The organism is Ensifer sp. NPDC090286, assembly GCF_044769565.1.
Taxonomy (GTDB): Bacteria; Pseudomonadota; Alphaproteobacteria; order Rhizobiales; family Rhizobiaceae; genus Ensifer.
Genome location: NZ_JBIVYF010000002.1, coordinates 989,134 through 1,014,514 on the forward strand (window position 1 = coordinate 989,134; position 25,381 = coordinate 1,014,514).

23 protein-coding genes are annotated in these 25,381 nt (G+C 62.7%); 8 read left to right on the forward strand and 15 right to left on the reverse strand.

The window, feature by feature from the left end; genetic code table 11:
• Positions 1-11: 11 nt before the first annotated feature.
• The gene (gene cmoA, locus ACIQUG_RS14705) at positions 12-779 is read right to left on the reverse strand and encodes a carboxy-S-adenosyl-L-methionine synthase CmoA (protein ID WP_402322839.1); all 768 of its coding nucleotides are present in this window, start codon (positions 777-779) and stop codon (positions 12-14) included.
• Between the two features lie 289 nt (positions 780-1,068).
• Here cmoA and ACIQUG_RS14710 point away from each other — a divergent pair, with 289 nt between their 5' ends.
• Positions 1,069-2,316: a S41 family peptidase gene (locus ACIQUG_RS14710; protein WP_402323038.1), complete on the forward strand. Its 1,248-nt coding sequence runs from the start codon at positions 1,069-1,071 to the stop codon at positions 2,314-2,316.
• 26 nt (positions 2,317-2,342) lie between these two features.
• Here the strand turns inward: ACIQUG_RS14710 and ACIQUG_RS14715 are convergent, their stop codons facing one another.
• Complete coding sequence (locus tag ACIQUG_RS14715) at positions 2,343-3,821, reverse strand: pyridoxal phosphate-dependent decarboxylase family protein (RefSeq protein WP_402322841.1); 1,479 nt, start codon at positions 3,819-3,821, stop codon at positions 2,343-2,345.
• Positions 3,822-3,852: 31 nt separating this feature from the next.
• Positions 3,853-4,701: a class I SAM-dependent methyltransferase gene (locus ACIQUG_RS14720; RefSeq protein WP_402322844.1), complete on the reverse strand. Its 849-nt coding sequence runs from the start codon at positions 4,699-4,701 to the stop codon at positions 3,853-3,855.
• A gap of 237 nt (positions 4,702-4,938) precedes the next feature.
• Here ACIQUG_RS14720 and ACIQUG_RS14725 point away from each other — a divergent pair, with 237 nt between their 5' ends.
• Entirely contained in the window at positions 4,939-6,747 is a 1,809-nt protein-coding gene (locus tag ACIQUG_RS14725; RefSeq protein ID WP_402322847.1) for an ABC transporter ATP-binding protein/permease, read from the forward strand.
• Positions 6,748-6,868: 121 nt separating this feature from the next.
• Here ACIQUG_RS14725 and ACIQUG_RS14730 read toward each other — a convergent pair whose 3' ends face one another.
• Both ACIQUG_RS14730 and ACIQUG_RS14735 read right to left on the reverse strand, forming a co-directional pair.
• A complete protein-coding gene (locus ACIQUG_RS14730) occupies positions 6,869-7,696 on the reverse strand; it encodes a bifunctional allantoicase/(S)-ureidoglycine aminohydrolase (protein WP_402322850.1) in 828 nt (275 codons plus the stop codon).
• 69 nt (positions 7,697-7,765) lie between these two features.
• Entirely contained in the window at positions 7,766-8,452 is a 687-nt protein-coding gene (locus tag ACIQUG_RS14735; protein ID WP_052201955.1) for a GntR family transcriptional regulator, read from the reverse strand.
• Positions 8,453-8,644: 192 nt separating this feature from the next.
• Here ACIQUG_RS14735 and ACIQUG_RS14740 point away from each other — a divergent pair, with 192 nt between their 5' ends.
• Positions 8,645-9,289: a flavin reductase family protein gene (locus tag ACIQUG_RS14740; RefSeq protein WP_402322853.1), complete on the forward strand. Its 645-nt coding sequence runs from the start codon at positions 8,645-8,647 to the stop codon at positions 9,287-9,289.
• Positions 9,290-9,292: 3 nt separating this feature from the next.
• A complete protein-coding gene (locus ACIQUG_RS14745) occupies positions 9,293-10,024 on the forward strand; it encodes an aspartate/glutamate racemase family protein (protein WP_402322856.1) in 732 nt (243 codons plus the stop codon).
• Positions 10,025-10,093: 69 nt separating this feature from the next.
• Here the strand turns inward: ACIQUG_RS14745 and ACIQUG_RS14750 are convergent, their stop codons facing one another.
• The 8 genes from ACIQUG_RS14750 to ACIQUG_RS14785 form a co-directional block, all read right to left on the reverse strand.
• Positions 10,094-10,741 carry a YceH family protein gene (locus ACIQUG_RS14750; RefSeq protein WP_402322859.1) on the reverse strand — a complete coding sequence of 216 codons (648 nt, stop codon included), beginning with the start codon at positions 10,739-10,741 and terminating at the stop codon, positions 10,094-10,096.
• Positions 10,742-11,025: 284 nt separating this feature from the next.
• Complete coding sequence (locus ACIQUG_RS14755; RefSeq protein WP_402322862.1) at positions 11,026-12,006, reverse strand: ABC transporter ATP-binding protein; 981 nt, start codon at positions 12,004-12,006, stop codon at positions 11,026-11,028.
• Positions 12,003-12,989 (reverse strand): ABC transporter ATP-binding protein, encoded by a 987-nt coding sequence (locus ACIQUG_RS14760; protein ID WP_043621306.1) that lies wholly within the window; start codon positions 12,987-12,989, stop codon positions 12,003-12,005. Before ACIQUG_RS14760 ends, ACIQUG_RS14755 begins: the two co-directional genes overlap by 4 nt.
• Positions 12,986-14,470: an amidohydrolase family protein gene (locus ACIQUG_RS14765; RefSeq protein ID WP_402322866.1), complete on the reverse strand. Its 1,485-nt coding sequence runs from the start codon at positions 14,468-14,470 to the stop codon at positions 12,986-12,988. The genes ACIQUG_RS14760 and ACIQUG_RS14765 overlap by 4 nt, the downstream gene beginning before the upstream one ends.
• Positions 14,467-15,660 carry an amidohydrolase family protein gene (locus tag ACIQUG_RS14770; RefSeq protein ID WP_402322869.1) on the reverse strand — a complete coding sequence of 398 codons (1,194 nt, stop codon included), beginning with the start codon at positions 15,658-15,660 and terminating at the stop codon, positions 14,467-14,469. Before ACIQUG_RS14770 ends, ACIQUG_RS14765 begins: the two co-directional genes overlap by 4 nt.
• A gap of 3 nt (positions 15,661-15,663) precedes the next feature.
• Entirely contained in the window at positions 15,664-16,614 is a 951-nt protein-coding gene (locus ACIQUG_RS14775; protein ID WP_043621313.1) for an ABC transporter permease, read from the reverse strand.
• A gap of 10 nt (positions 16,615-16,624) precedes the next feature.
• On the reverse strand, positions 16,625-17,596 hold the full coding sequence (locus tag ACIQUG_RS14780) for an ABC transporter permease (protein WP_043621316.1): 972 nt from the start codon (positions 17,594-17,596) through the stop codon (positions 16,625-16,627).
• Positions 17,597-17,654: 58 nt separating this feature from the next.
• Positions 17,655-19,217, reverse strand: coding sequence for an ABC transporter substrate-binding protein (locus ACIQUG_RS14785; protein ID WP_402322873.1), 1,563 nt, complete (start codon positions 19,215-19,217; stop codon positions 17,655-17,657).
• A 655-nt stretch (positions 19,218-19,872) separates the two neighbouring features.
• Here ACIQUG_RS14785 and ACIQUG_RS14790 point away from each other — a divergent pair.
• Positions 19,873-20,448, forward strand: coding sequence for a nucleoside 2-deoxyribosyltransferase (locus ACIQUG_RS14790; RefSeq protein WP_402322876.1), 576 nt, complete (start codon positions 19,873-19,875; stop codon positions 20,446-20,448).
• 34 nt (positions 20,449-20,482) lie between these two features.
• On the opposite strand, the gene ACIQUG_RS14795 is transcribed toward ACIQUG_RS14790, so the two are convergent.
• Together ACIQUG_RS14795 and ACIQUG_RS14800 are read right to left on the reverse strand one after the other, a co-directional pair.
• Complete coding sequence (locus tag ACIQUG_RS14795; protein ID WP_402323039.1) at positions 20,483-21,175, reverse strand: pentapeptide repeat-containing protein; 693 nt, start codon at positions 21,173-21,175, stop codon at positions 20,483-20,485.
• 241 nt (positions 21,176-21,416) lie between these two features.
• Complete coding sequence (locus ACIQUG_RS14800) at positions 21,417-22,493, reverse strand: LysR family transcriptional regulator (RefSeq protein WP_402322879.1); 1,077 nt, start codon at positions 22,491-22,493, stop codon at positions 21,417-21,419.
• On the opposite strand from ACIQUG_RS14800, the gene ACIQUG_RS14805 reads away from it, so the two are divergent.
• From ACIQUG_RS14805 to ACIQUG_RS14815, 3 genes are all read left to right on the forward strand, one after another.
• Positions 22,480-22,881, forward strand: a complete 402-nt coding sequence (locus ACIQUG_RS14805; protein ID WP_402322882.1) for a LysE family transporter — start codon at positions 22,480-22,482, stop codon at positions 22,879-22,881. The two genes, ACIQUG_RS14800 and ACIQUG_RS14805, sit on opposite strands and share 14 nt — an antisense overlap.
• A 250-nt stretch (positions 22,882-23,131) precedes the next feature.
• Positions 23,132-24,529, forward strand: a complete 1,398-nt coding sequence (locus ACIQUG_RS14810) for a PLP-dependent aminotransferase family protein (RefSeq protein WP_402322885.1) — start codon at positions 23,132-23,134, stop codon at positions 24,527-24,529.
• A 175-nt stretch (positions 24,530-24,704) separates the two neighbouring features.
• Positions 24,705-25,118, forward strand: coding sequence for a DUF983 domain-containing protein (locus tag ACIQUG_RS14815; protein ID WP_402322888.1), 414 nt, complete (start codon positions 24,705-24,707; stop codon positions 25,116-25,118).
• Positions 25,119-25,381: the final 263 nt, after the last annotated feature.

The window sequence follows — 25,381 nt, forward strand, 5'->3', positions numbered from 1 at the left end:
GTCTGTCCGTCCTACTTGATCGCGATAATGCCGCAGAAATTGTACCAGCGGAAAAACACTTCGACGCTGCGGAAGCCCACCTCCTTCAGAAGCTGGAAATTTTCCTCCAGGCGATAGGGAATGAGGACGTTTTCAAGCGCCTCGCGCTTCTTGGCGATCTCGATCTCGGAATAGCCGTTGCGGCGCTTGTAGTCGTAGTAGTGCTCGATGAACAGGCGATTGAACGTCGAGTCCTCGCTGGTCAGCTTTTCGACGAGCAGCAGAGCGCCGCGCTCGTTGAGACCATCATAGATCGAGCGCATGACCCGCTCGCGATAGAGGGGGCGCACGAACTGCAGGGTCAGAAGCATCAGGACGGCGCTGGCATTGTGGATCTCGATGCCCTGGTGCAGGTCGCCTCCCCTGAGGTCGATCGCCCGGTTGGAGTTTGCCTGGGCGATCTTTTCCTTCGCCTTCTCGATCATGTCCGGCGCGTTGTCGATGCCGACGAAGCGCACGGCAGGATCGACCATGGCGTCCAGCCCGAGCAGCGTCGTCGCCGTCGAGCAGCCGATGTCGTAGAGGTTGGTGTCGGCTTCGGCAAAGTCGCTGGCGAGCTCGCAGACCATCCGCTGGATTTCGCCGTAATAGGGAACCGAGCGGCTGACCATGTCGTCGAAGACGGCAGCCACGGTGGCATTGAAGGCGAAGTCGCCGACATTCTGGTCCGGTGCCGCGAAAACCTCATCCCGGCGATGGCTGTTGTCGTGCACGTGTAGATGCGGGGCCTTGCCAACCATTCGCATTTTCCTTTCTTTTCCGGGGCACGCCAAAGGAGAGGGCAATCGCCTCTGTCCCCGGAGCGATCGATGCACCACACAAGCCACCCTAACCTGACACGAACCTGAAAGGTTTGGCCGCAGCGGGTTCGCCAGATCGGAGCACCGAGGCGCGGCATCACGGCGCGATCACGCGATTTTGCCGGCAGCCGCGCGCACTTTTGTCGATAATCGCCGGTACGGAACCGGAGGAAACCGCATGCGCGCGAGACCAAGTTGCACAGCGTTGATCGCCAGCCTCGTCCTATCGATGGCCGCTGCGGCATGGGCCGCAGAGCTGCCGCGCTCCGGCGCGCCGACATTCGACCGGGTGATCGAACTGGTGAATGCGAACTTCTATGACGGCAAGGCGCTCGACCGCTTCAATGCCGCGGCCGAAGCTGAGATCGCGGATCCCGTGACGGCACTATCGAGGACGAGCCCGGCTTCGCGCGTCGATTCGGCGATCATGTCCGTTCTTGCAAGTCTCAAGGTTTCGCACACCGGGCGCTTCAAGACCGACACGATCGACTATTTCGAGCTCGCCGACATTTTCCGCTTTGCCATCCGTGACGATATGCGGCGCCTCTTTCCGCCGGATGGCGCCGCGCGCTATCCCGGCATCGGCATGGTGACGACGGTTGAGAACGGCCAGCGGTTCGTCAGCGATGTCTATGACGGGTCGGCTGCGAAGAAGGCGGGCCTGCTCGTCGGCGACGAGATCCTGTCGGTCGACGGGCAGGCCTATCGCGAGATCGGCTCCTTCGAAGACAAGGTCGGCCGGTCCGTCGAAATCCGGCTCCGCCGCCACCGCGATGCGGAGCCATTGTCGGTGCAGGTTACGGTGGAGAGTTTGCGGCCACTCCCGATGTTCGAACGCGCGATCGAAGAGAGCATCGCACTGGTCGAGACCGCCGGACGGAAGATCGGCTATGTGCGGCTCTGGACCCTTTCCACGCGAGACGGGCTCGATCTCGTGGCCGAGGAGCTTTCGAGCGGCCGCTTGAAGGATGCGGACGGGCTCGTCGTCGATCTGCGCGGCCGCTGGGGCGGCGGCCCGGCGGACGCAGCCGAGTTCCTGGTCGGTGGCACGCCGACGTTCCGGCTGATACCGCGTCGGGGAGAGGCCACGCTGGCGAATTACCGTTGGCAAAAGCCTGTTGTCGCGCTGATCGACAGGGGAACCCGCAGCGGCCTCGAACTCTTCGCCTACACGCTGCGACAGCATGCGATCCCGCTTGTCGGCGAGAGGACGGCCGGTGCCCTGCTTGCCGGCCGAGCCTATGTCCTGCCGGACGACAGTCTCCTGGAAGTCGCGGTTTCGGATGCGGTCATCGGCGACGAGCTGCGGCTTGAGGGGGTTGGCATTGCGCCGGATGTACAGGTGGCGTTGCCGCTTGCCTATGCGGCCGGCAAGGATCCGCAGCGGGAGGCTGCGATCGCCGAGATGCTGCGACTGCTTCAAGCCACGTCGACGCCCCAAATTGCGCCGGCGCAAGAGCCGGCCGCAACGCGGTGACACTTGCAGTCATGCGTGACTACGCGTCAGCCGATGCCGCCGCCGGCGGCAATCTCCCGTCCGAGCCTGACGACTTCTTGCACGAAGAGGTCCAGATCCTCCCGTCGCGTCCGATGGTTGTTGATCGCCACGCGCAGGCAATGTTCCCCGTGCACCGTGGTGTCGGAGATGACGGCGGTGCCTTCGTCCTGGAGCCGGAGCATGATTTCCGTGTTCAACGCCTTCAATCCCTCGGCCGGCATATCCTCCGATCGGAAGCGAAAGCAGACGATGTTGATGTTGGTCGGCGCCACCAGCTCGAGCTGCGGCTCGGCCTCGATGAGGCTGCTTAGATAATGGCCTTGAGCAACGTTCTGGTCGACGAGGCGGCCAAACTTCTCGATGCCGTGCTCCATCAGCGACATCCAGATTTTCAGGGCACGAAAACCACGCGACGTCTGCAGGCCATAGTCATAGAGCCAGGGCGCCGAGGCGAGGCCGCGCACGGTGGACTCCAGGTATTCCGGCGTAACGGCGAAGGTGCCGCGGTGCGCGGCCGCATCACGAACGAGAACACAGCCCGCCTCGAAGGGCGCATGCAGCCACTTGTGCGGATCGAGCGCGATCGAATCGGCCCTTTCGATGCCGGCCACGCGCCAGGCATTCTCGGGCGCGATCCTTAGCAGAGCGCCGATACAGCCGTCGACATGGAGCCAGAGGCCAAACTCTTCGGCGAGATCCGCCAGAGCCTGGATGTCATCGATGGCGCCGGTATTCACCGTTCCGGCATTGGCGATGATGCAGACCGGCAGCCGGCCGGCCACGCGATCCTGCTCGATCGCGCGGCGCAAGGCGACGATATCGATGCGCAATTCCGCATCGGTCGCGATGCGCCTCAAGGCCTGGTCGCCGAGGCCAAGCAGTTCCACCGCCTTGCGATGGCAACTGTGGATCTGGTCGGAACCGTAAAAGCAAAGTGAGCGATCGCCGATGCCATGCGCGCGCACATCGACGCCGGCCTTAACGTTGCGGGCGACCGTCAGGCCGACAATGTTGGCGACGGAGCCACCGCTGACGAGCGTGCCACTGGCCGATGCCGGAAACCCCAACATTTCCTTGCACCAGTTGACGACCTGCTGGTCCATGAGCGCGGCGGCGTGATTGCCGCCGCCGACGTTCGATCCCTGGATGGCCGCAAGAAACTCGCCCAGCGCACCAGTGAAATTGCCCGATCCCATGTACCAGGCCCAGAAGCGCGGGTGGATGTTGCCCATGGGATAGCCGAGCACGTTTTTCGCGACCGACGCGTAGATCTCGTCAAGCGGCTTTGGCGTTCTGGGAAGCGGGGCCGAAAAGCTCTCCCGCACCGTGTCGGGCATGTTGCGCCACACCGGCCGTTCTCTGACCCCGCTCAGATAGTCGATCGCATCGTCGACCATGCGATGCGACAGAGCCCGCAATTCAGCCCAGTCTTTCGGGTCGAGCGTTTCCTCCACCCCGCTGGACGTTGCCGACCGCTTGTCCATGGAAACCTCCCCTCCCCGTCGTTCCCTTCTTCTATGGTCGCGCGCCGGCGATGATCGTTGCCGTCGAGCGCAGTTCCACCTTGCCCGCCCGCATCGCCTGGCTCGCCAGATCGAGAACTTCGCTGCGGATGCGCGTGCGGGTTTCGTCGTCCGCATTTGCCAGTCCGGCAACGACGGGAGCGGCGATCTCGGTCATGAAGGCCCAGTAGTCCTCCGGGGTCTCGTGGACCATCGTGGTGGTGACCTCCTCCTGACGGACGTCCCGCAGGCCTGCATCCTCGAAGACGGCCTTCATCAGGCCCTCGGGCGCGCAGCGAAACAGGCCGGGCGCGCCGGCGGGTGGCTTCGGCATGTCGACGTGGCGGGCAATCGTCGCCATGATCGTCGTAGCCCAGGCGTTCTTTTCCGGTGCGCCCCAGACGGCGGCGGAAACACGCGACCCGGGCTTTGCGACCCGCGTCAACTGCTGGGCAGCCGCTGCAACATCGGGAAAGAACATGAAGCCGAAGCGGCAGAGGACGGCGTCGAATGTTGCATCCGCAAACGGCAACGCACCCGCATCGCAGACCCTCGTTTCAAAATTCGTCAGACCGCGATGCCAGGCATTTTCCGTCGCCACCTGCAGCATGCGATCGGAAAGATCGGTAACGGTGACGCGACCCTTCGGGATCGACGCGGCCACCGTCAGACCCGGCTCGCCGGTTCCGGCGGCAACGTCCAGCACCTGGTCGCCGTCCTCGATCGCCGCCTGCCGGATCATTGCCTCGCCGAAGGGAGCAAGCCAGCCGAGCACAAGTGCGTCCCACTTCTTCCAGCCCGCGGAGAATCGGTCCCAGGTCTCTCTTTGTTGGTCGCGGATTTGATCGAGATGCGCCGACATGCAGGTTCCTCCCTCGGTGCCGTTTTCGACCTCGTTCACAAAACTATGAACTCTCTGCTCGCGGTTACAAATCAACTTTCTCAGTGCCGCGAAGGCAGAGCTTTTAAGAGCATATCGGGCTTTACGGGGCGCGCAGTGACCGTGGTTACATGTGGGCGCAGACAATCCGCGCTAGGGAGAGAGGGCAAGGCAGGCTATATTCTCATTGAGGAGACCGGGAAGGAGAGATTCGCACCGATGTCGAACCGGACGAACGGCGAAGTTAGTGGCCGGATAGAGCCTAGCGACGAACAATCCCTCGGTGATCAATTGCGGATGATGCATCGGGCCTTCATGGCCTCGCCACTGCGCAACAAGATCATCTGGCTGAGCATAAGCATCATCGTTGTCATCGTTGTGACAGCCTTTGGTCAGATCATCCTCAACCGATGGTACAAGCCGTTCTACGACACGCTCGAGCGACGCGACCTTCCGGCCTTTCTCCATCAACTCGTCGTCTTCGCCCAGATCGCCGGCGTCCTTCTCGTCCTCAACGTCCTGCAAACCTGGCTCGGCCAGGTCATCAAGCTGCGCCTGCGGGAAGGCCTGACCCAGGACCTGATTACCGAATGGATGCGCCCGACCCGGGCGTTCCGGCTGGCGAATGCCGGCGCCATCGGCATCAACCCGGACCAGCGCATCCATGAGGATGCACGCCACCTGACCGATCTCTCGGCCGGACTTTCGATCGGCCTCTTCCAGTCCGGCATCTTGCTGGTTAGCTTCATCGGCGTTCTGTGGTCGCTATCAGACGGCTTCGTCTTCCATATCTCGGGCTATTCTCTCGCCATTCCCGGCTACATGGTCTGGGCCGCGATCCTTTATGCCGGCACGGCCTCCTGGCTGAGCTGGCTCGTCGGCCGCCCGCTGGTGGCGCTCAACGGCGAGCATTACGCCCGGGAGGCGGCGCTGCGCTTTTCGCTCATGCGCGTCAACGAACATATCGAAGCCGTGTCGCTTTCGTCAGGCGAAGCCAACGAGAAAAAGCGGCTGCAGCGCGATCTCGCCTCGGTGCTCGAGATCAGCTACGGCCTGCTGCGCGCGGTAACGCGGCTTACCTGGGTGACCGGCGGCTATGGCTGGATCACCGTGGTTGCGCCGATCGTCATTGCCGCGCCGGTCTACTTCGCCGGCGACCTCAGCTTCGGTGGGCTGATGATGGCCGTCGGCGCCTTCAACCAGGTGCATGCGTCGCTGCGCTGGTTTGTCGACAATATCGGCGCGATCGCCGACTGGCGCGCCACGTTGCTGCGCGTCGCCGCCTTCCGCTCGGCGCTCCTGATGACCGACGAACGGCATGAGGGCGACAAGCGCATCGACTTCAAAACCTCCGATACGCCGCAGATGAGCTTCGACAACATCGAGATCGTCTCGCCGACCGGATGCATCAAGCTTCGCGAGCCGAGCGTCACCATCGATCCGGGCGAGCGTGTGCTCGTCACCGGCGCACCCGAGGTGGAAAAGGCGCCGTTCTTCCGCGCAATCGCCGGGCTCTGGCCCTGGGGGCACGGCCGCATCGCACTGCCTGTGGACGACGGCCTCGCCTTCGTGCCGAAATCTCCCTATTTCCCACCCGGAACGCTTGGAGAAGTGCTCGCCTATCCGAGCCCGCCCGATACCTACAGCAAGGGCGAACTTGCCGCCGTTCTCTCCAAGGTCGGCCTTGGGCGGCTCAGCGGCCGGCTCGAACAGGATGCGCGAAAGCAGATGAATCTCAGCGAGGCGGAGCAGCGACTTCTGGCCATCGCGAGGCTCAGCCTGCACAAGCCCCGCTGGCTGATCATCGACGAAGCACTCGACACGCTCGAGGACGACGCCTACCAACGCGTCCTGAAATTCATGGACGACGAGCTTCAGGGCGTGGCGATCGTCAACATCGGACGCACCGAGCGCGGCAGCGACTTCTTTACCCGCGTGCTGCACCTCGACAAGAACCCGACAGGAAACACGCTCAGGCGTCTCCAGCCACGCAGCTTGCAGCCGGCCGATCCGCAACTGGTGGACTGAACAGGCGGACGCGCCTTCCGTTGAACGAACGGATGCGGGCGGCGCCATAGTCATCTGATTGCAAAGAAAAACCGCGCGTTCCCTAGAACGCGCGGTTTTGTCCATCCGAGCGTAGGCTCGCTTAACGCGAGCGCAGCTTCATGTGGCGGTTCACGTCCTTGTAGAGCAGATAGCGGAACTTGCCCGGGCCGCCGGCGTAGCAGGCCTGCGGGCAGAAGGCGCGCAGCCACATATAGTCGCCGGCCTCGACCTCGACCCAATCCTGATTGAGCCGGTAGACCGCCTTGCCTTCGAGCACATAGAGGCCGTGCTCCATAACGTGCGTCTCGGCAAACGGGATGATCGCGCCGGGCTCGAAGGTGACGATCGTCATGTGCATGTCGTGACGCAGGTCGGTCGGATCGACGAAGCGGGTCGTTGCCCACTTGCCTTCGGTGCCGGGCATCGGCGACGGGGTGATATCCGCCTCGTTGGTGAAGAAGGCTTCCGGCGCGGGCAGGCCATCGACGTATTCGTAAGCTTTGCGCACCCAGTGGAAACGAACCGTCGCTTCGCTTCCGTTGCGAACGGTCCAGCTGCTCGCCGGCGGAATGAAGGCGAAACCGCCCGGCTGCATCTTGTGCGCCTTGCCGTCGAGCGTGATGGTCAATTCGCCCTCGACGACGAAGATCGCGCCTTCGGCGCCCTCGTCGAGTTCCGGCTTGTCACTACCGCCGCCCGGAGCGATTTCCATGATATATTGTGAAAATGTTTCAGCAAAACCGGAGAGCGGCCGGGACAGTATCCACAGCCGGGTCTTGTCCCAGAACGGCAGATAGCTGGTGACGATGTCCATCATCGTCCCCTTCGGAATCACCGCATAGGCTTCGGTGAAGATCGCGCGATCCGAAAGCAGTTGGGTTTGGGGCGGGTTGCCGCCATGCGGCGCATAGTAACTACGGTTGGTCATATCTTCCTTCAGTCTGCTGGCAGGCACCGCCTCCTCTAAAGTGCGGTGCAATAGGTCGCGCGCACAGCATCAAAGCAATGCAGTGCGAAGATCGCGGGGCTGGTCCTTCTCCTCGTCCAGATCCAGTTCCGCTTCCACATGGTTCAGGTGCTCGGCCATCTCCTTGATCGCGCTCGCCACATCGCGAGAAGCGATGAACTCGACCACGGCCAGGTGCTCGTCCGGCCCGCAATTGTGCAGGTGGTTCGACCGGTACATCGCTGTGATCAGGGATGTCCGGGACACGAGGTCTCGCAGGATGCCGAAGAGGAAGGCAGAACCCGAAAGCTCCGCGAGCAACAGGTGGAAACCGCCGGAAAGCCGAACGATATCAGAGAGATTGCCGGACCGGCCGGCAATGCGCTCCTCTTCGATATGGGCGCGCAACCGGACGATATCCTTGGGATTGGCGCGCTCGCAAAGCCGCTCGACGACGCGCTGCTCGATCGCCCTGCGGGCAACGAAGACATCGCGTGCCTCGTCCACCGAAGGCTCGGAGACGAAGGCGCCACGGTTCGGCATGATCGTCACAAGGCCATCGCGCTCGAGCGCGGTCAGTGCCTGGCGGATGCGCGCCCTGCTGACGGAGAATATTTCGGCAAGTTGCTCTTCTTTCAATCGCGTTCCCGGCCGTAGCCGACGCTCTGCAATCGCAAGCCAGATCTTCTCGCAAATGATCGCCGTCGGAGCACCGGCGACTTCGTCCGCGTTATACATGAAATCTCCCTTAGCCGTTCGCTTACTCTCGCCGTGCGGCGCTCAAAGTCAATTCCATCCGCTGCAGTTAGATATTGACTACAAAATTGTAGACAATATTGTGTACCGCAACTTGATGTGCAATGGCAACCGCTTAAACACGACCGTGCGACCGGCAAAAAACCCGGGCCGCGGCGCCAATTGAGAGCTCCGATGGACTTCGATTTCACAAAACTGCCGGCCCAGGACCGTTACCGCCTGCTGACGAACTTCATCGGCCCGCGACCGATCGCACTGGTCTCGACGCTCTCGCCGAGCGGACAGGACAATGCCGCGCCGATGAGCTTCTTCAACGTCTTCTCGCACGACCCGCCGATCGTCATCCTCGGTATCCAGACCCGCCCGAACGGGGAAGAGAAGGACACGGTCGCCAATATCCGGCGCACCAACGAATTCGTCGTCAACATGGTGGACATGGCGATCGCCGACCAGATGCTGGTCTGCGGGCTATCCTTCGAGCCGGATGTCGACGAAGTGGCAATCGCCGGACTGACAGCGGCTGACGGCCTCAAGGTCGGCGCCCGCCGTATCGTCGAGTCGCCCTGTTCGATGGAATGCCGTGTCGAACGGCTCATTGAATACGACCGCCGCGTCATCGTTCTCGGCGAGGTCGTGCATATGCACGTGCGCAAGGACTGCCTCGACGAGGAGGGCCGCTACGTCGACCCGTCCCGATACCAGCCGATCGCACGGCTGCACGCCAACAACTACATCACATCGGATCGTCAATTCGTCATGCCGACGCCCGACATTACCGCCTACGCCCCCCTAGCAAACGCCATGCGGAAGACGAGCTGATCCATGCGCATCCTGCTGATCAATCCAAACTCCACCCGCTCGATGACCGAACGGGCGCACCGCAGCGCCGAGCGCGTCTCGGCATCCGACACCCAGCTCGAATCGATCAACCCGACATCGAGCCCGGCCAGCATCGAAGGCCATGCGGACGAAGCGATGGCGGTGCCGGCGATGCTTGCGGAGATCCGCAAGGGCGAAGCGCGCGGCGTTGATGCCTATGTGATTGCCTGCTTCGACGATCCCGGCCTTGGCGCTGCACGCGAAATCGCCCGCGGTCCGGTCATCGGCATCTGTCAGGCGGCCGTGCAGGTGGCGATGAACATCGCGACCCGTTTCACGATCATCACCACCCTGCCCCGCTCCGTGCCGATCATCGAGGATCTCGCCGAGGCCTACGGTGCCGGCCATCGCTGCCGCAAGGTGCGCTCGGTCGACATGCCCGTGCTGGCACTGGAGGAGGATCTTGCCCACACCGAGGAGATGCTGGTTCAGGAAATCCTGAGAGCGCGCCAGGAGGATGGCGCGGAAGCGATCATCCTCGGCTGCGCCGGCATGTCCGAGCTCTGCGACCGGCTGAAGGCACGGACCGGCATGCCCGTGATCGACGGCGTGACGGCGGCCGTGAAGCTTGCCGAAGCGCTGGTCGGCGGCGGCTATGCCACATCGAAGGTGGGCGCCTACGACTATCCGCGCGCCAAGGAAACACCAGCCTGCCGGTTGGTCGACGCCGGCTGAACGCATCCCAATATATCACCGGGCGCACATGGCGCGTCCGGTGACATTATGTTCCGAAGCTTGACGCCTTCAGCGCGTCAGGGCGTCGAGTTGCTCCTCGAGCGTCGCCACCTTGCGCTCAAGCGCTTCCAGTCGTTCTTCGAGGGCCGATAAAGCCGAGCCGCTCGGTGCCGAAGACACGCCCACCCTCTCGGCAGGCTGCTCGACTTCACCGCACAACAGATGCGCGAAGCGGTCCTCGCGCTGGCCGGCCCCCCGGTTCAGTTGAACGATCAGCGGCGGCCGGCGGCCCATCATCAGATCCAGATTGTCCTTCAGTTCCTCTACCGACGAGAAGCGCGCCATGCGCTCGCTGCGCGCCCAAAGCTCGTAGGCCGTCTGGGGCCCGCGAAGAAGAAGCAGGCCGAGCACGACGATCTGCGGCGACGTTAGCGAAAAACGGTTGGCTGCGAGGTGCTCGTAGCGCTCGACCCGCGAGGCAAACGCCTGCCGGACCAATCCCTTCTGCGCCAGGGACGAGAGCGCGCGGTGGATCTCGACCTGTTCGAGCGCCATGACCGGATCGCGCGCCGTTTTCTGGTTGGCAGCCGAATGCGCCGAATTGAGCGTCAGCGGATAGACGTCGGGCGTCGTTTCCTTCTTCTCGATCAGGCATCCGAGAACGCGGGCTTCAACGGCATTGAGGATGGGGAAATCGGTGTCGGAGGTCGTGTTCATAGGCCAACTCTTCAAATCAACGCACTTCGATCCCGACCGGATGTCCCAAGCGGGATGCGGTCCGGCCATCGGCCCCTACCCTAACGTGAGTGTTGGAGCCCGGGAATGGTCATCGGTCTATTTCGTTGAATTCCGGTTAGCAGCCTAGCATTTGCCTGACGACAGCGGTGCGAAAGGCGTGTGCGATTTGCCCGGAGCAAAGACTGAAACTTGCCGGCGGCAAAAAAAGAGGCTCCGCGACTGGCACGACACGGAGCCCAAGGCTTCAGGGAAAGAGGTCGGCGTTACGCTGCGTTGATCGCCTTCACCGTTTCTTCGATGCGGTGGCAGGCGGCACGCGAACCGTCAGAAAAGCTGCGCATTTCCGGCCGCTCGCTCTTGCAGCGCTGGTCTGCAAACGGGCAACGCGGATGGAAGGTACAGCCGGACGGCGGGTTCAGCGGGCTCGGCACTTCGCTTGCGGCAATGGTGCGCCCGCGCTTCGGATGGGTGATGTCCGGGATCGTCTCCAGGAGCAGCTGGGTATAGGGATGCCGCGGATTGGCAAAGAGCGTCTCGGTGTCGGCCTCCTCGACGATGCGTCCGAGATACATGACGGCGATCCGATCCGACATGTGGCGCACCACGCTCATGTCGTGACTGATGAAGAGATAGGTCAGCCCCATCTCGTCCTGCAGCTTGCGCATGAGGTTGAGGATCTGCGCCTGGACCGATACGTCAAGCGCTGAGGTCGGCTCGTCGCAGACGAGGAACTCGGGCTCGCCGGCAAGCGCACGGGCAATCGAGATGCGCTGGCGCTGGCCGCCCGAAAACTCGTGCGGGAACTTGGCGCCATCAGAGGGAGCAAGGCCGACGATCGTCAGCAGCTCGCCCACCCGTTCCATGATCTCGGCTTCGGAGTTGCGCAGCTTCAACTCACGCAGTGGTTCGGCGATGATGTTGCGCACCCGCCAGCGCGGATTGAGGCTGGCATAGGGATCCTGGAAGATCATTTGAGCCGAGAGCGGCTCGCCGTTCTTGCTCGGTGCGAACCGCACTTCGCCTTCGCTGGCGCGATAGAGACCGGTGACCAGCCGCGCCACCGTCGACTTGCCGCAGCCGGATTCGCCGACGAGGCTCAGACAGCCGCCCATGGGTACGGTAAAGCTGATGTCGTCCACGGCGCGCACGAACTGCCGCGGTTTGCGCTCGATCACCCGGTTCAGCCAGGGTGCCGAAACGTCGAAATTGCAGGTCAGGTCGTTGACCGTCAGGGCATCACTCATAGCACTCCTCCTGCATTGAGCCAGCATGCGGCGACGCCGGTCCCGACCGGCGCCGGTTCGGGCCGATCCTTGCGGCAGCGCGGTCCGGCATCCGGGCAGCGCGGATTGAAGGCGCAGCCGGCGGGGATCGCGTTCAGCCGCGGCATGGAACCGTCGATCTGGTTCAGCCGCTCGACCCGGCGGCCAAGCGCCGGGATCGAGCCCATCAGGCCGCGCGTATAGGGATGGCGGGCATTTTTCAGTACCTCGGCCACAGGGCCGATCTCGACGAGACGCCCGGCATACATGACCGCGACGCGATCGGCCGTCTCGGCAATCACGCCCATGTCGTGGGTGACAAGCATGACCGCCGTTCCGTGATCGTCGCAAAGACGGCGAAGCAGCGAGGTGATCTGCGCCTGGATCGAAACGTCGAGCGCCGTCGTCGGCTCGTCGGCAATGATCAGCTTCGGTTCTGCGGCGAGCGCCAGAGCGATGACGACGCGCTGCCGCATGCCGCCCGAGAACTGATGCGGATAGTGATCGTAGCGTGCCTCGGGCGCCGGAATGCCGACTTCCTTCAGGAGCTGGATGGCACGCGCCTTGGCATCGGCCCTGGACAGCTTCAAGTGAAGACGGATCGTCTCGACAAGCTGCGCCCCGACGGTGAAGAGCGGGTTCAGCGACGTCAGCGGATCCTGGAAGATTGCGCCGATCTGCCGGCCGCGGACCTGCTGCATCTGCTTGTCGTCCAGCTGGTCGATGCGGCGGCCGCCGACCCAGACCTCGCCGCCGGAAATGCGGCCAGGCGGCTCCAGAAGTCCCTGGACGGCAAGACCGGTCATCGACTTTCCAGCGCCGGATTCACCGACGACGCCGAGGATTTCGCCGGGGCGAATGCTGAGCGAAACGTCGGACAGCGCCTGGACCGTTCCATGGCGGCCAGGGAATTCGACGCAGAGACCGCGCACGTCGAGCACGGCCGATGAGGCATGTTCAGTCATCGCTGTACCTCCAATGGGTAGCTCGGCGGGAAGATCTCGCTGACCGGCGGATGGCCGAAGCTCCGCTCCGGATACTTGGCGATCAGGCCATCGAACTGGACCTGCGCCTGCGCGCGTGCCGCGTTCATATCGAAGCCTGCCACCTCGCCATCGCGCATCGACAGACGGCCATCGACGAAGACCGCCTTGGTGACGCGTCCGGAACCACCGACGACGAGCGTCGTGATCGGATCGATCGCCGGCGCCATGTGATGGTCCATGAGATCGAAGACTGCGATGTCGGCACGGGCGCCCGCTTCCAGGCGACCGAGATCCGAGCGGCCGAGCGCCTTGGCGCCACCCAGTGTCGCGGCGTCGAAGAGATCGGCGCAGCTGACCGCGGACGGGTCGCCTTCGACGACGCGGGCCGCAATCAGGCCGACCAGCAGGTTCATCAGCATGTCGGGCGGCGTAGTGTCTGTGCCCATGGCAATGTTGACGCCGCGGGCCTTCACCGAGCGGAACGAGTTCAGCGTGCTGCCGCCGCGGGCCGAAACCAGTGGGCAGTGCACGATGCTCACGCCATTTTCGGCATAGAGACGCAGATCGTTGTCGGTCGCCTGCGTTGCGTGCGGCGCAATCAGCCGGTCGCTCAAGAAACCGAAGCTCGCCAGCCATTCCGGCGCCGTCTTGCCATGCAGACGTCGGACGGTGTCGACTTCCATCGTGCCCTGTGCGGCGTGGAGCCGGATCGAACAGTTAAGGTCGCGCGCGGCATCGGCGGTGCGCACCAGCAGTTTCTCGGTACAGGTTTCCACCCGGTCGGGAGCCAAGAGGCCCTTCACCAGACCACCATGGCGACCTTCATGCTCGCGGATGAAGCCGATCGCGTCGTCGAGGCCCTTCAGGCCCCTTGCCTCGTCGAAGATCGCTTCGAGTTGGCCCGGCGCCGTGACCATCATGCCGCCGGCGCGATAGGCCGGGCTCAGGTAGACGCGAAGACCGAGGTCACCTGCCGCGTCGGATGCGGCCGCGAATTCAGCAACCGTCTCGCCCCATTCGCGATAGAAGAGCGAGGCGATGGGCGCAGCGGTGGTGATGCCGTTCAGGAGAAGCTGCGCGAAGGCGAAGCGCTTCTGGAACGCCAGTTCCTCTTGCGTGTACATCTCATAGGGGCCGCGCTCGATGTAGCTCAGCGGCCAGACGCGACCCTTGGCCCAGCCGGGCTGATGGTCGATCGCAAGGATCGTCGTGTCGAGATCGGAGAGCGCGTCGAGGTCGATCAGCCCGGGGCTGATCATGGCAGCGCCGAGATCGATGCGGCGTGCCACTTCACCCTCGAAGCGGGGACCGACATAGAGCAGCGTGCCGCCTTCGATGACGACTTCGCCGTTCGGAATCAGCCGGTGCGACCCATCGCGGTGCCCGAGCACCCATTGCGCGGTCAGAAGCGTGCGTCCTTCGGCCCGCTGGCCGAGTGTCAGATCCTTGATGCTGGTCATGGTATTGCAACCTCCGCAACGCCGTTGCGGGCGACGACGCGGCCACGCTTGACGACCAGAGGCCGTGGCGCCACGTCGACGACGGCATGCGCCAGCGTCTCGCCAGTAAGCAGGGTGAAATCGGCGTCACAGCCGACCTCGAGGCCATAACCCTCGATATCCATGACGTCGGCGCCGCCCTTGGAGCAGACGTAGAGCGCATGTTCGAGATCGACGTCGCGGCGCAGGCCGTTCTTCATGCCGAGAATGCGGGCACGATCCATCATGTCGGGCTGGCCCCACGGACCCCAGGTGTCGCGGATACCGTCACAGCCGGCAGCAACCTTCACGCCGGCATCCTTCAGACGCAGGATCGACGGCACGGTCGAGGACGGCGAGCCGGTGGTGACGATACGAATGTCGAGTTCGGCTATCTGTTCGATCAGGCCGCCGACGCGCAGATAATCCGGCGCGCCGAGCGCAAAGGCATGGCTGATCGCCACCTTGCCCTGCATGCTGAGCGCGCGAATGCGTTCGAACATCATTTCCATGCTGAAGGCGCCGAGCTCGCCCTGCTCGTGCAGGTGAATGTCGATCGGCTTTCCATGTTTCTCGGCAAGACCGAAGATCGCGTCGAGATGGCCCTTCGGGTCGCGGTCGATACCGCAGGGATCAATGCCGCCAAGGACTTCGGCGCCATTGCTCAGAGCCTGGTCGAGCAGCTCGACAGTACCGGGCCGGGTGACGAGGCCCGACTGCGGGAAGGCGACGATCTCGATATCGATGACATCCTTCAGCGCCTGGCGGGTTTCGATGATGCCTTCCATCAGCCGGAGGCCATGGGTGGTGTCGATGTCGACATGGCTGCGGATGTGGCTTGCACCATTGGCGGCCAGCATGATCGCCTGGCGCATGGACTGGCGGTGTGGATCGATGCCGATTTCAAGCCGCTTCTCGCGTTCGAAATCGATGCGTTCGCGCAGCGTCGCGGTCTTGGCGTTGACGTGCCAGGGCATGCCCCAGACCGACTTGTCGAGATGGGTATGCGCCTCGATCAGACCGGAGATTGCGATATGGCCGCTGCCGTCTTCCACGGCCACGCCATCGGCGGCAAGCCCCTTGCCGAAGGCGGCGATCTTGCCGTCGCGCACCAGGATGTCGGTCGCTTCGCCGGCGTTGGGCCTGACGTTACGGATCAGGAGATTGGACATCATTCACCTCAATTTCGGATTGAGCGCATCGCGCAGCCAGTCACCGAGAAGGTTGACCGAGACGACGAGAAGGCAAAGCTGGACGACGGGGAAGAGTACCACCCACCATACGCCCGAAAACAGGAACTGGTTGCCGAGACGGATCAGCGTTCCAAGGCTTGGCTGGCTCGGCGGCATGCCGATACCAAGGAACGAAAGCGTCGCTTCCGTCAGGATCGCCATGCCGAAGTTCAGGGTCGCAGCGACCATGATCGGCGTCAGCGTGTTCGGCAGGATGTGCTTCAGCATGATCCGCCGCGCCGGCGTTTTCAGAAGACGCGCGGCCTGCACGTATTCCTTGCCGCGTTCGACGATCGTCTGGGCACGCACGGTACGAGCATATTGCACCCAGGCGCTGAGCGTGATCGCCAGCACCAGAACGGCGGCAGAGCCGACATCCCTGAGTTCCGGCGGCAGCATCTGGCGCGCGACGGCGCTGACGAGGATCGCGATCAGGATGGTCGGGATCGACAGAAGCACGTCGCCGATGCGCATCAGGAAGTTGTCGATGAAGCGACCGAAATAGCCGGCAACGAGGCCGAGGCTAAGGCCGACGGCGAGCGAAAGCACGACCGAGGCGACGCCGATCAGGATCGAGATGCGCGAGCCATAGAGAATGGCCGAGAGCATGTCGCGCCCTTGCGTGTCCGTGCCGAGCACGTAGGGCCATTGGCCGTCGGCTTCCCAGATCGGCGGCAGCTCGGAGTTCCAGAGCTCGAGCTGGGCCGGATCGAAGGGGTTCTGCGGCGCAATCAAAGGTGCTGCAAAGGCGGTCACGATCAGGAAAGTAAGGATGATCGCGCCGATAATTGCCGAAGGCTTGTGGGTGAAGGACCACCAGAGATCGCTCTGGCGCCAGCGGGCAAGCCGCGAAGGCTTGCGTGCCGGTGTGGTTTGCTGGACGTGATCTGTCATGGCAACGACCTCAGCGGGTTGCATCGCGCAACCGCGGATCGATGACCGCATAGGCGATATCGACGAGCGTGTTGAGCGTGACGAAGATGAAGGAGACGATGCAGAGATAGCCCGCCATGACCGGCATATCGAGGAAGGTCACCGCCTGGATGAAGAGCATGCCCATGCCCGGCCACTGGAACACGGTTTCTGTGATCAGCGCGAAGGCGATCAGCGAACCGAAATTCATCGCCGTCATGGTGACAACCGGCATCAGACAGTTCCGGAGCGCATGCCGGAAGTAGATCCGCCACCGCGGCACGCCACGCGCGCGAGCGAACTTAATGAAGTCCGAGCGCAGCACTTCCATCATTTCTGCGCGGACCAGGCGCATGACCAGGGTGATCTGGTAAAGCGCAAGCGCGAGAGACGGCAGGAGCAGCGATGCGCGGCCGGACGGCGTCAGCAGGCCCGTGCTCCACCAACCGAGCTGCACCACGTCGCCGCGCCCGAAGGCGGGAACGAGGCCGAACGTCACGGCAAAGACGAGGATCAAAAGGATGCCGACGACGAAGCTCGGCAAGGAGACGCCGATGATACTGACGAATTGCAGCCCCTCGGAATACCATCGCCCTCGGTGGATTGCAGTCAGGACGCCGAGTGGAAGACCGATCAGAAGCGACAGAACGGTCGCGACCAGCGCCAGTTCCATCGTTGCCGGGAAGCGCTCGGCAATGAGCTTCATCACGTCCTGGCCGTTGCGGTAGCTGATGCCGAAATCGCCCTGTGCGGCATTGCCGACGAAGCGGCCGAACTGGGTGAGGAAAGAATCGTTGAGCCCGAGCTTTTCGCGCAGCTCGATACGGTCGGCCTGCGACATCTGCTCGTTGGCCATCAGCTCGACCGGATCACCGGCGAAGCGGAAGATCAGGAAGGCGAGCAGCGCGACGGCGAGCATGACCAGCACGGCATTGGCCAGCCGCTTGATGAGAAAGACAATCATTGGGTTTCTCGCTGAATGAGGAGCCCCGGCAGAGCAATCTCCGCCGGGGCAAGAAAACTCAATCGCCGATACGGGTCAGCCAGTGACGCGGCTTGTTGTCGGCCCGAATGGTCACGTCCGTGACGGTCTTCGACATTGCCCAGGCCATCGGCTGCTGGTGCAACGGGATCATGATGACCTCATCCTTGGCGAACTTCAGCGCCTCGGTTTCGATCGCCAGACGCTTGTCGTGATCCATTTCGAGCGCGGCCTTCTTCACCATCGCGTCGAGTTCCGGATAGGACCAGCCGCCATAGTTGGCAACGCCGGCAGCACCTTCGCGGGTCGAGAGAACCTGAACCAGGATCGAATAGGCATCGAGCGTCGGCTCGTTGGCCCAGCCGATCATGTAGGCATCGGACTTGCCGCCGGCGCGCTTCGGCGCCTGTACGGCGCGCGGACCGATGTCGAGGGTCGGCTTCAGACCGACGCGCGACAGCATCGAGACGAGCGCGCTGCAGACGTCTTCCTCGTTGACGCTTTCGTCGTTCATGCAGACGAGCGTGAACTCCTTGCCGACAGCGCCGGCCTCTTCAAGCAGCTTCTTGGAGAGCTCCGGATCATAGGCGGTCGGCACGTCGAGTTCGGCGCTGTAGCCCGGGATTTCCGGAGCAACCATGGTGCCGGCGACATGCGACTTGCCGCGCATCACGCGCTTGAAGATCAGCTGGCGGTCGATTGCGTGGTCGATCGCCTGGCGGACCTTGATGTTGTTGAAGAAGTTTTCGCGACCGTCGGCAAAGGTCTCGTGGCGGTTGAAGACCATATGGACCGTCCGCAGGTCGGTGCGCTCGATGACCTTGATCTCCGGCGAGCTCTTCAGGCGCTCGAGATCCTGCACCGGCGCGCCGTCGGTCAGATCGATTTCGCCCGAAAGCAGCGCTGCAACGCGGGTTGCGGCCGAGGTGATCGGCATGAATTCGATGCGGTCGAGATTGTGCTTCGGCGTATCCCACCAGCCGTCGTTCTTGATGAGAACGGTCTTGCTGTCCGGCACGCGCGACTCGACCTTGAACGGGCCGGTGCCGTTGGTGTTGTAGGTGGCGTAGCCCTCGACCTTGGCGCCGACATCGGTCGGCAGTTCCGACTTGTTGTCGACCAGCCAGTCCTTATCGAACATGAAGATGTTGGTCATGTCGTTGAGGAACAGCGGGTTCGGCGAATTGACTTCGATGTCGACCGTGTAGTCGTCGACCTTCGTCGTCGAGACATAGGCCGGAATGTTGCCGCGCAGCGGCGAGGTCGGATGGCTGACGCGAGCCATGGAAGCGACGACGTCATCGGCGTTGAACTCGGCGCCGTTGTGGAACTTCACGCCCTTGCGCAGGTGGAAGCGCCAGACCTTGTCCTTGACCATCTCCCAGCTGGTGGCAAGCGCCGGCTCAACCTTGAACTCCGGCGTATAGCGGGTCAGGCCCTCGTACACGTGATTGAGGAAGGCCAGGTTCGAGGTGCTGCCGTAGGAGTAAGGGTCGAGCGAGAAGATATCCCGCGGGCTACCCCAACGCAGCGTTTCGGCGGAGGCCGAGGATGCGAGAAAGGCAAATGCCAACCCCGCGAGGAGATGCTTTCTCAGTTTCATGTCGTTCCCTCTGTTTTCTCATCAGTCGCCATATGCAGGCGCCCTCACCCACTCGTGAGCAAGTTGCCCTAGATTTGAAGCTGTCGGCGACAATGTCAACTATTTTGTCGACAATTTTGTATGCATGATTGTTTAAAGTCGCATACGACAGCGAAAACACCCGCTCGTCGACGAACGAAGGCATGGGGAAATTTCAGGGAACGCAGCAACTGTCGGGCGAATCGAAACCGCCGAGCCTCGGTAGGAAAGCCGCGCACCGACACGGTGAAAAATCGGCGCAAGAACCGGATTCGCCCGACAACACTGGCGTTTACGTGTGTTTCTGCAGGTAGCGGCGGCGCATACCGAGCCGGCAAACGGCGGGTGACCTTCTCAAACGGAGGTGCGCGCACTGGTGGCAGGGGTCGCGATCACCGCCGGCGCTGATACCGGCTGCAGATTTCGAGACACCTGGATCTCAAGTTCGCCCGCGGCATTCTCCACGTCCCGGGATTGGACGAAGGCGATCCGGGCCACCAGCGTCCCCGCCGGCGCAGAACATGTCAGCCGGCCCGCCAGCCTCCCCCGCTCCAAAAATCCGTGGGCAAGCTGACGTCCATGGCTAGGTTCTTGGCCGCAGCTCTCCTAGATTGACCGCTCGAAGACATGAGGAGGAATGCGCGTGAAAGTCTATCTCGCTGGCCCGGAAGTGTTTCTGCCCAATGCGGCTGAGATCCAGAAACTGAAGGCGGAACTGGCGCGCGCTGCCGGGTTTACGCCGCTGGTGCCGGGCGATCTCGAGATCCCGCCGGCTCCGACCAAGCATCAGCGCGGCCTTGCAATCTACGCCGTCGACGAAGGCATGATGCTTGCCGCCGACATGATCATCGCCAACCTGACACCGTTTCGCGGCATCAGCGCCGATGTCGGCACAGTGTTCGAACTCGGCTTCATGTGCGGTCACGGCAAGCACGTCTATGCCTATACGAACACCGCCCGCAGCTACTACGAGCGCATCCTGCATGACCACTACGGCGGAAAGGCCGCCTTGCGCCCCGACGGCCGCATGGCCGGTCCGGACGGGATCAGCATCGAAGACTTCGATATGACGGACAACCTGATGCTCGACGGCGGCGTTCTGCGACGGGAAGGCAGGCTCGTGCAGCGCGAAGTGCCCGAAGCCGATCGCCTGACCGACCTGCAAGCCTTCAAGGAATGCCTTGCGATTGCTGCCAAGCATCACCTGGCATAACGGCCGGCCGGAAGCCGGGGCTTTGTGACGGGAGTTAGTCGCTGGCGCAGGGCCAGCCAGCCGGCGTATTCATGCCGGCGGGAAGCTTGGTCGAGCTGTCGCCGCAGGTCATGTCGACCTGCTCCTGCTCAAGTCCGGTTGCCTCCGACAGGTCGACGCCCTCGATACGCGTCAGGAACATGAACGCGCCTTGGAAATCGATCGGGCCGGAAAAACTCGTGCTGGTCAGGTCCGCGCGCGAAAGGTTGGCGTGCGTAAACCGGGTTCCGGTGAGCTCCGCCTTGTCGAAATTGGCTCGGCCCAGTTCGGCTTTCTCAAAGCTTGCGCCCGTCAAGCGGGCGCCGCTGAAATTGGCCCGCTGCAGCTCGGAGTTCACGAACGATGCCTTCTCGGCGGAGACGCCGGCAAAGTTGCAGCGATAGGCTTCGATCTTGGAGAAGTTCGCGCCATTCGCCGTCGCTCCCGCAATCGAGGATCGAACCAGAGTTGCCTTTTCCAGATTGGCTTCCGTCAGGTTCGCGCCGCGCAAATCCGTCAAGGTGAAGTCGGTGTTGACGAGATTGGCACCCTGAAGGTCGCTGCCGCCGAGCATAAGCGCTTTCTTGTTGCAGTCGGTCCAGTCGGCTCCGGGCGTTGCCGAATCCTTGCAACTGGCCGCTTGCGCCATCGACGGCGCCGCGAACGCGACAAGGCCCAAAGCCGCCGCCGGAACGACCAGTCCTTTCATGACGTCGGCCACGATCCTCGATCCAGTTGCGCGGGCCGGGCGCAGCGTACCGCGCTCCTGGCCGAGATTGATTTTGAGGATGTTCATGGCGCCGCTCCAGGACCCGAAGGTCGAATCGATTGCATATCAGGTGCTTCGCGCGCCTTTCCGCCGACTGGCATCGCCGGTCATGCGCACGTCTTCGTTAAACGTATGACGTTGCTCGCCTTTATGCAAATGACAGAAATGAAAACGGTCCGTTTCAGATTGATACGTCCAGCAGCCAGTCGCGCAACGCCGCGCTCGGTCCGCGCGCGTCGATCGGTGCCGACGACAGCAGATGATAGGCCGAACCGTCTTCGAAAAAGCCGCACGGCGCGGCCAGGATGCCATTGTCGATATCGTCGCGGACAAGCTGCCAGGGCCCAATCGCGACGCCAATCCCGGCGATCGCCGCCTGAAGGCTGATGTAGAAATGCTCGAAGACATGGCCGCGCTGCTCCGGGGCGGTACAGCCGACCATTTTCGCCCAGGTCTCCCACGCTTCTGGTCGCGTTCGCGTATGCAAGGGGACCGCATCCTTCCGCAATTTGGGCGAGCAGGCGGCGTTGGCTGCGTCGAAAAACGCGGCGACTTTGTCTGCGCGGCAAACCGGACCTATTCGCTCCGGAAAAAGCCGCACCACATGTGTGCCCTCCGGCCAGGGAAAATCGTCGCGACGGATCGCCAGATCGATACCCCGTCCTAAGGGTACCGGCCCGCCACCCGCAACGAGGTGGATGGACACATCCGGGTGCAGTACCTGGAAATCCGGAAGGCGCGGTATCAGCCAGCGCATCAGAAGTGTCGGCTCGCAGGAGACCACCAGCGCCGGCGTTCCCGACACTTCCCTGATCTCCCGGACAGCATTCTCCACCAGACCGAAGCCTTCGCGCACGGCCGTCGCCAGCTTCCGCCCGGCCTCCGTCAGGAAGACACGCCGGCTGCGGCGCTCGAACAGCGCCACGCCGAGATCGTCCTCGATAAGGCGGACTGCGCGGCTGATGGCGCCATGTGTCAGATGCAGCGCGTCCGCCGCGCGACTGAAGCTCTCAAGTCTGGCCGCCGCCTCAAAACACCGTAGCGCCGCAAGCGGCGGAAGCCGGGGCGCTTTTATCTGTGAGTAGAACTCACCGAATTCGTCAGAATTCATCGTTAGTCGTTTCTCATCGATCAAACTATTGAAGCAGTAATGAAAGATACGAACGGGAAAGACAATGACCGAACTGTTAGCTGTAGTGACCATTACAATCTTTGCCGTCATCAGTCCTGGGCCTGATTTTGCAATGGTGACGCGCAACAGCCTGCTCTTGTCGCGACGGGCCGGCGTCCTGACGGCGCTCGGTATCGCCGTAGGCGTCTGGGTCCATGTCGCCTATACTCTGCTCGGCGTCGGGCTTCTCATCCGTCAGTCTCTCCTTCTCTTCACCCTGCTGAAACTCGTCGGCGCCGCCTACCTGATCTGGCTCGGCATCCAGATGCTGCGCGCGAAACAGGCCGAAGAGGCTGCCTTGGCCGCACCTCCTGCGCTCTCCGATCTCGGCGCGCTGCGTATGGGGTTTCTGACCAACGCGCTCAATCCGAAAACGACGATCTTTGTCGTCAGCCTTTTCATGCAGGTCGTCGAGCCGACCACGGCGCTGCCCGTCCAAATCGCTACGGAGCCTTCATCTCTGCCGCACATCTGATCTGGTTTACGATCGTCGCCCTGTTCTTTTCGTCAGGCACAGTACGACTTCGCCTGATTGCGCTTCGCCATTGGATCGATCGCACCTTCGGTGCCCTGCTCGTTGGCTTCGGCGTATTGCTGGCAACGGCGAGCGTGTCACGCTAGGTGACGCTTGGTCGCGGCGTGTCGCTTGCCTTCTCCGCTACGAGCACTTGCCTCAGCCGTCGAACACATGCAATATCCATACAATTCAGCATGAGGTATTCGCAATGGCGGACGAACGCCTGGGAATTTCGTGGCAACCGGCAATCCGCAAATCGGATGGGCCGCTCTATCTCGCCATCGCAGACGCCATCGCGGCCGATATCGGCGAAGGGCGCTTGTCCGAAGGGATGCGCCTGCCGCCGCAGCGCACGCTGGCCGAGGCCCTCGGGATCGACTTCACCACGGTCAGTCGCGCCTATAACGAGGCCCGACATCGCGGCCTCGTCGAAGGCCGGGTCGGCCAGGGCACCTACGTGAAAACGCGACGTGTAAGAGCCAGCGGCACGCCGACCGGCGGTCTCGTCGACATGAGCATGAACCTGCCGCCATTGTTCGACGATCGAATTCTCGCTGCTCGCCTCTGGGATGACATGGCGGCACTGCAGGCCGATCACGGGCTTGAACTGCTGATGCGATACCAGCCGCCGGGCGGCGCCCTGCACAATCGCGCGGCAGGGGCCGCGTGGCTAAAATCCAGGCTGGGCGAGGTTCCGGCGGAGCGCGTGCTGATTTCCGCCGGCGCGCAAGGGGCTCTGCTTGCGACTCTTGGCAGTCTCACCAAAGCCGGTGACATGATTTGCGCCGAGGCGATTACCTATCCCGGGGTGCGCGCGCTGGCAGCACATCTCGGCATCAGGCTGCACGGCCTCGCCATGGACCGCGAAGGCCTCTTGCCCGAAGCATTCGAAGACCTCTGCGCAAAGGAGACGCCGAAAGCGCTCTATTGCAATCCGACGCTTCACAATCCCACGACGACGACATTTTCGCTTGAGCGGCGTCAGGCGATCGTCACTATCGCCAGGCGGCACGACGTGGCGATCATCGAAGACGATGCCTATGGCGCCCTTCCCGTTTCCGCACCGCGCCCGCTGGCAGCGCTGGCGCCGGACCTCGTCTACTATGTTGGCGGCCTTGCAAAATGCCTGTCGCCCGCCTTGCGCATCGCCTATCTCGTCGTTCCGGACAGCCGAAGCTCGGTCCGCGTCGAGGGCGCGATCCGCGCCACGGTCGGCATGGCATCGCCTCTTGCGGCCGCAATCGCCACGCGCTGGATCGAGGACGGGACGGCTGGCGCCGTACTCGCAGCCATTCGCAGTGAGACCGCGGCGCGACAGCGCATCGTCTCCGAGCTTCTTCCTGCCAACGTCGCTCAAACGAACCCGGACGCCTTCCACGCCTGGCTGCACTTGCCATCCCCCTGGACACGCGGCGAACTGAGCGCGCGATTGCAGGCGGCCGGGATCAGCATCGTTGCGAGCGACGCCTTTGCGCTCGGCTCGCCACCCGAAGCCGTCCGACTCGGCCTCGGCGCTGCTACCAGCCACGCGGAGTTGCGACGTAGCCTTCTCGTCATCACTGAGCTTATCGGCCAGCCCCCGGCCGCTTCCAGCTTCGTGGTGTAAGCGCCAGCGGCGAAATTGTCGCACATATGTATGCATACAATAAATTGACAATGTATGTTTTTCGGCGCCTAATCTTCGCAAGCCTGAGACGGCCCCAAGAAGTGGCTGGCCGCCTATCCAGGCAATTTCGGCGCAAAACCCCAAGCGCCAGCAAGAACGCCTGAAAGGAACATACATGTCTTCCGATAGTGACTGGCCGCCAATCCCACCCATGCAGACCGGCTTGCGCGGTCGCTGCCCCCGCTGCGGGCAAGGGCACCTCTTCAACGGCTTCCTGAAGATGCGCAAGGAATGCGAAGTCTGCGGCCTGGATTACTCCTTCGCCGATCCGGCCGATGGCCCTGCATTCTTCGTCATCTGCTTTGCCTGCGTGCCGAGCGTCTTTCTTGGCGTCTGGCTCGAAGTTCAATACAGCGCGCCGCTCTGGATACACCTGTTGGTGACCGGCCCCTTCATGCTGCTGACCTGCATTCCGCCGCTTCGCCCCCTCAAGGGCTGGCTCGTCTCAAGTCAGTTTTTCTACAAAGCCGAGGAAGGCAAGGTCGTGAGGCGAAACAACGAGCCGTCCGCCGCGGCGACGACGCAGTAGATCTAGCAAGACCACTTCCTGGGCACTAGAAAAGCCCAAAAGCCTCCGAACACACCCCTAGAAAATAATTGCGCCGCCAACTGTTGATAGTTGACGGCGCTTTCACCGGAAGCCTCTCTTCTCAAAGGCCGGCTCTACGTAAAATAACAAAATCAAGACGTCAATCTGCAAACTGTGAAGTTTTTATGAGAGCATTTTGTCATATAAAGACTTCGGTTTTAATATAATTCGGATTCATTACTATCATTCTTAAGATAAACTTA

What these genes read in the sequence shown, in the direction of transcription:
- ACIQUG_RS14815 (WP_402322888.1), top strand. Translation starts at nt 24,705, where the DNA reads ATGTCTTCCGATAGTGACTGGCCGCCAATCCCACCCATGCAGACCGGC.
- ACIQUG_RS14745 (WP_402322856.1), top strand. Translation starts at nt 9,293, where the DNA reads ATGCGCATCCTGCTGATCAATCCAAACTCCACCCGCTCGATGACCGAA.
- ACIQUG_RS14725 (WP_402322847.1), top strand. Translation starts at nt 4,939, where the DNA reads ATGTCGAACCGGACGAACGGCGAAGTTAGTGGCCGGATAGAGCCTAGC.
- ACIQUG_RS14810 (WP_402322885.1), top strand. Translation starts at nt 23,132, where the DNA reads ATGGCGGACGAACGCCTGGGAATTTCGTGGCAACCGGCAATCCGCAAA.
- cmoA (WP_402322839.1), bottom strand. Translation starts at nt 779, where the DNA reads ATGGTTGGCAAGGCCCCGCATCTACACGTGCACGACAACAGCCATCGC.
- ACIQUG_RS14710 (WP_402323038.1), top strand. Translation starts at nt 1,069, where the DNA reads ATGGCCGCTGCGGCATGGGCCGCAGAGCTGCCGCGCTCCGGCGCGCCG.
- ACIQUG_RS14720 (WP_402322844.1), bottom strand. Translation starts at nt 4,701, where the DNA reads ATGTCGGCGCATCTCGATCAAATCCGCGACCAACAAAGAGAGACCTGG.
- ACIQUG_RS14790 (WP_402322876.1), top strand. Translation starts at nt 19,873, where the DNA reads ATGCGCGTGAAAGTCTATCTCGCTGGCCCGGAAGTGTTTCTGCCCAAT.
- ACIQUG_RS14740 (WP_402322853.1), top strand. Translation starts at nt 8,645, where the DNA reads ATGGACTTCGATTTCACAAAACTGCCGGCCCAGGACCGTTACCGCCTG.
- ACIQUG_RS14730 (WP_402322850.1), bottom strand. Translation starts at nt 7,696, where the DNA reads ATGACCAACCGTAGTTACTATGCGCCGCATGGCGGCAACCCGCCCCAA.
- ACIQUG_RS14755 (WP_402322862.1), bottom strand. Translation starts at nt 12,006, where the DNA reads ATGAGTGATGCCCTGACGGTCAACGACCTGACCTGCAATTTCGACGTT.
- ACIQUG_RS14750 (WP_402322859.1), bottom strand. Translation starts at nt 10,741, where the DNA reads ATGAACACGACCTCCGACACCGATTTCCCCATCCTCAATGCCGTTGAA.
- ACIQUG_RS14770 (WP_402322869.1), bottom strand. Translation starts at nt 15,660, where the DNA reads ATGTCCAATCTCCTGATCCGTAACGTCAGGCCCAACGCCGGCGAAGCG.
- ACIQUG_RS14805 (WP_402322882.1), top strand. Translation starts at nt 22,480, where the DNA reads ATGGTGACGCGCAACAGCCTGCTCTTGTCGCGACGGGCCGGCGTCCTG.
- ACIQUG_RS14760 (WP_043621306.1), bottom strand. Translation starts at nt 12,989, where the DNA reads ATGACTGAACATGCCTCATCGGCCGTGCTCGACGTGCGCGGTCTCTGC.
- ACIQUG_RS14735 (WP_052201955.1), bottom strand. Translation starts at nt 8,452, where the DNA reads ATGTATAACGCGGACGAAGTCGCCGGTGCTCCGACGGCGATCATTTGC.
- ACIQUG_RS14785 (WP_402322873.1), bottom strand. Translation starts at nt 19,217, where the DNA reads ATGAAACTGAGAAAGCATCTCCTCGCGGGGTTGGCATTTGCCTTTCTC.
- ACIQUG_RS14765 (WP_402322866.1), bottom strand. Translation starts at nt 14,470, where the DNA reads ATGACCAGCATCAAGGATCTGACACTCGGCCAGCGGGCCGAAGGACGC.
- ACIQUG_RS14780 (WP_043621316.1), bottom strand. Translation starts at nt 17,596, where the DNA reads ATGATTGTCTTTCTCATCAAGCGGCTGGCCAATGCCGTGCTGGTCATG.
- ACIQUG_RS14715 (WP_402322841.1), bottom strand. Translation starts at nt 3,821, where the DNA reads ATGGACAAGCGGTCGGCAACGTCCAGCGGGGTGGAGGAAACGCTCGAC.
- ACIQUG_RS14795 (WP_402323039.1), bottom strand. Translation starts at nt 21,175, where the DNA reads ATGAAAGGACTGGTCGTTCCGGCGGCGGCTTTGGGCCTTGTCGCGTTC.
- ACIQUG_RS14775 (WP_043621313.1), bottom strand. Translation starts at nt 16,614, where the DNA reads ATGACAGATCACGTCCAGCAAACCACACCGGCACGCAAGCCTTCGCGG.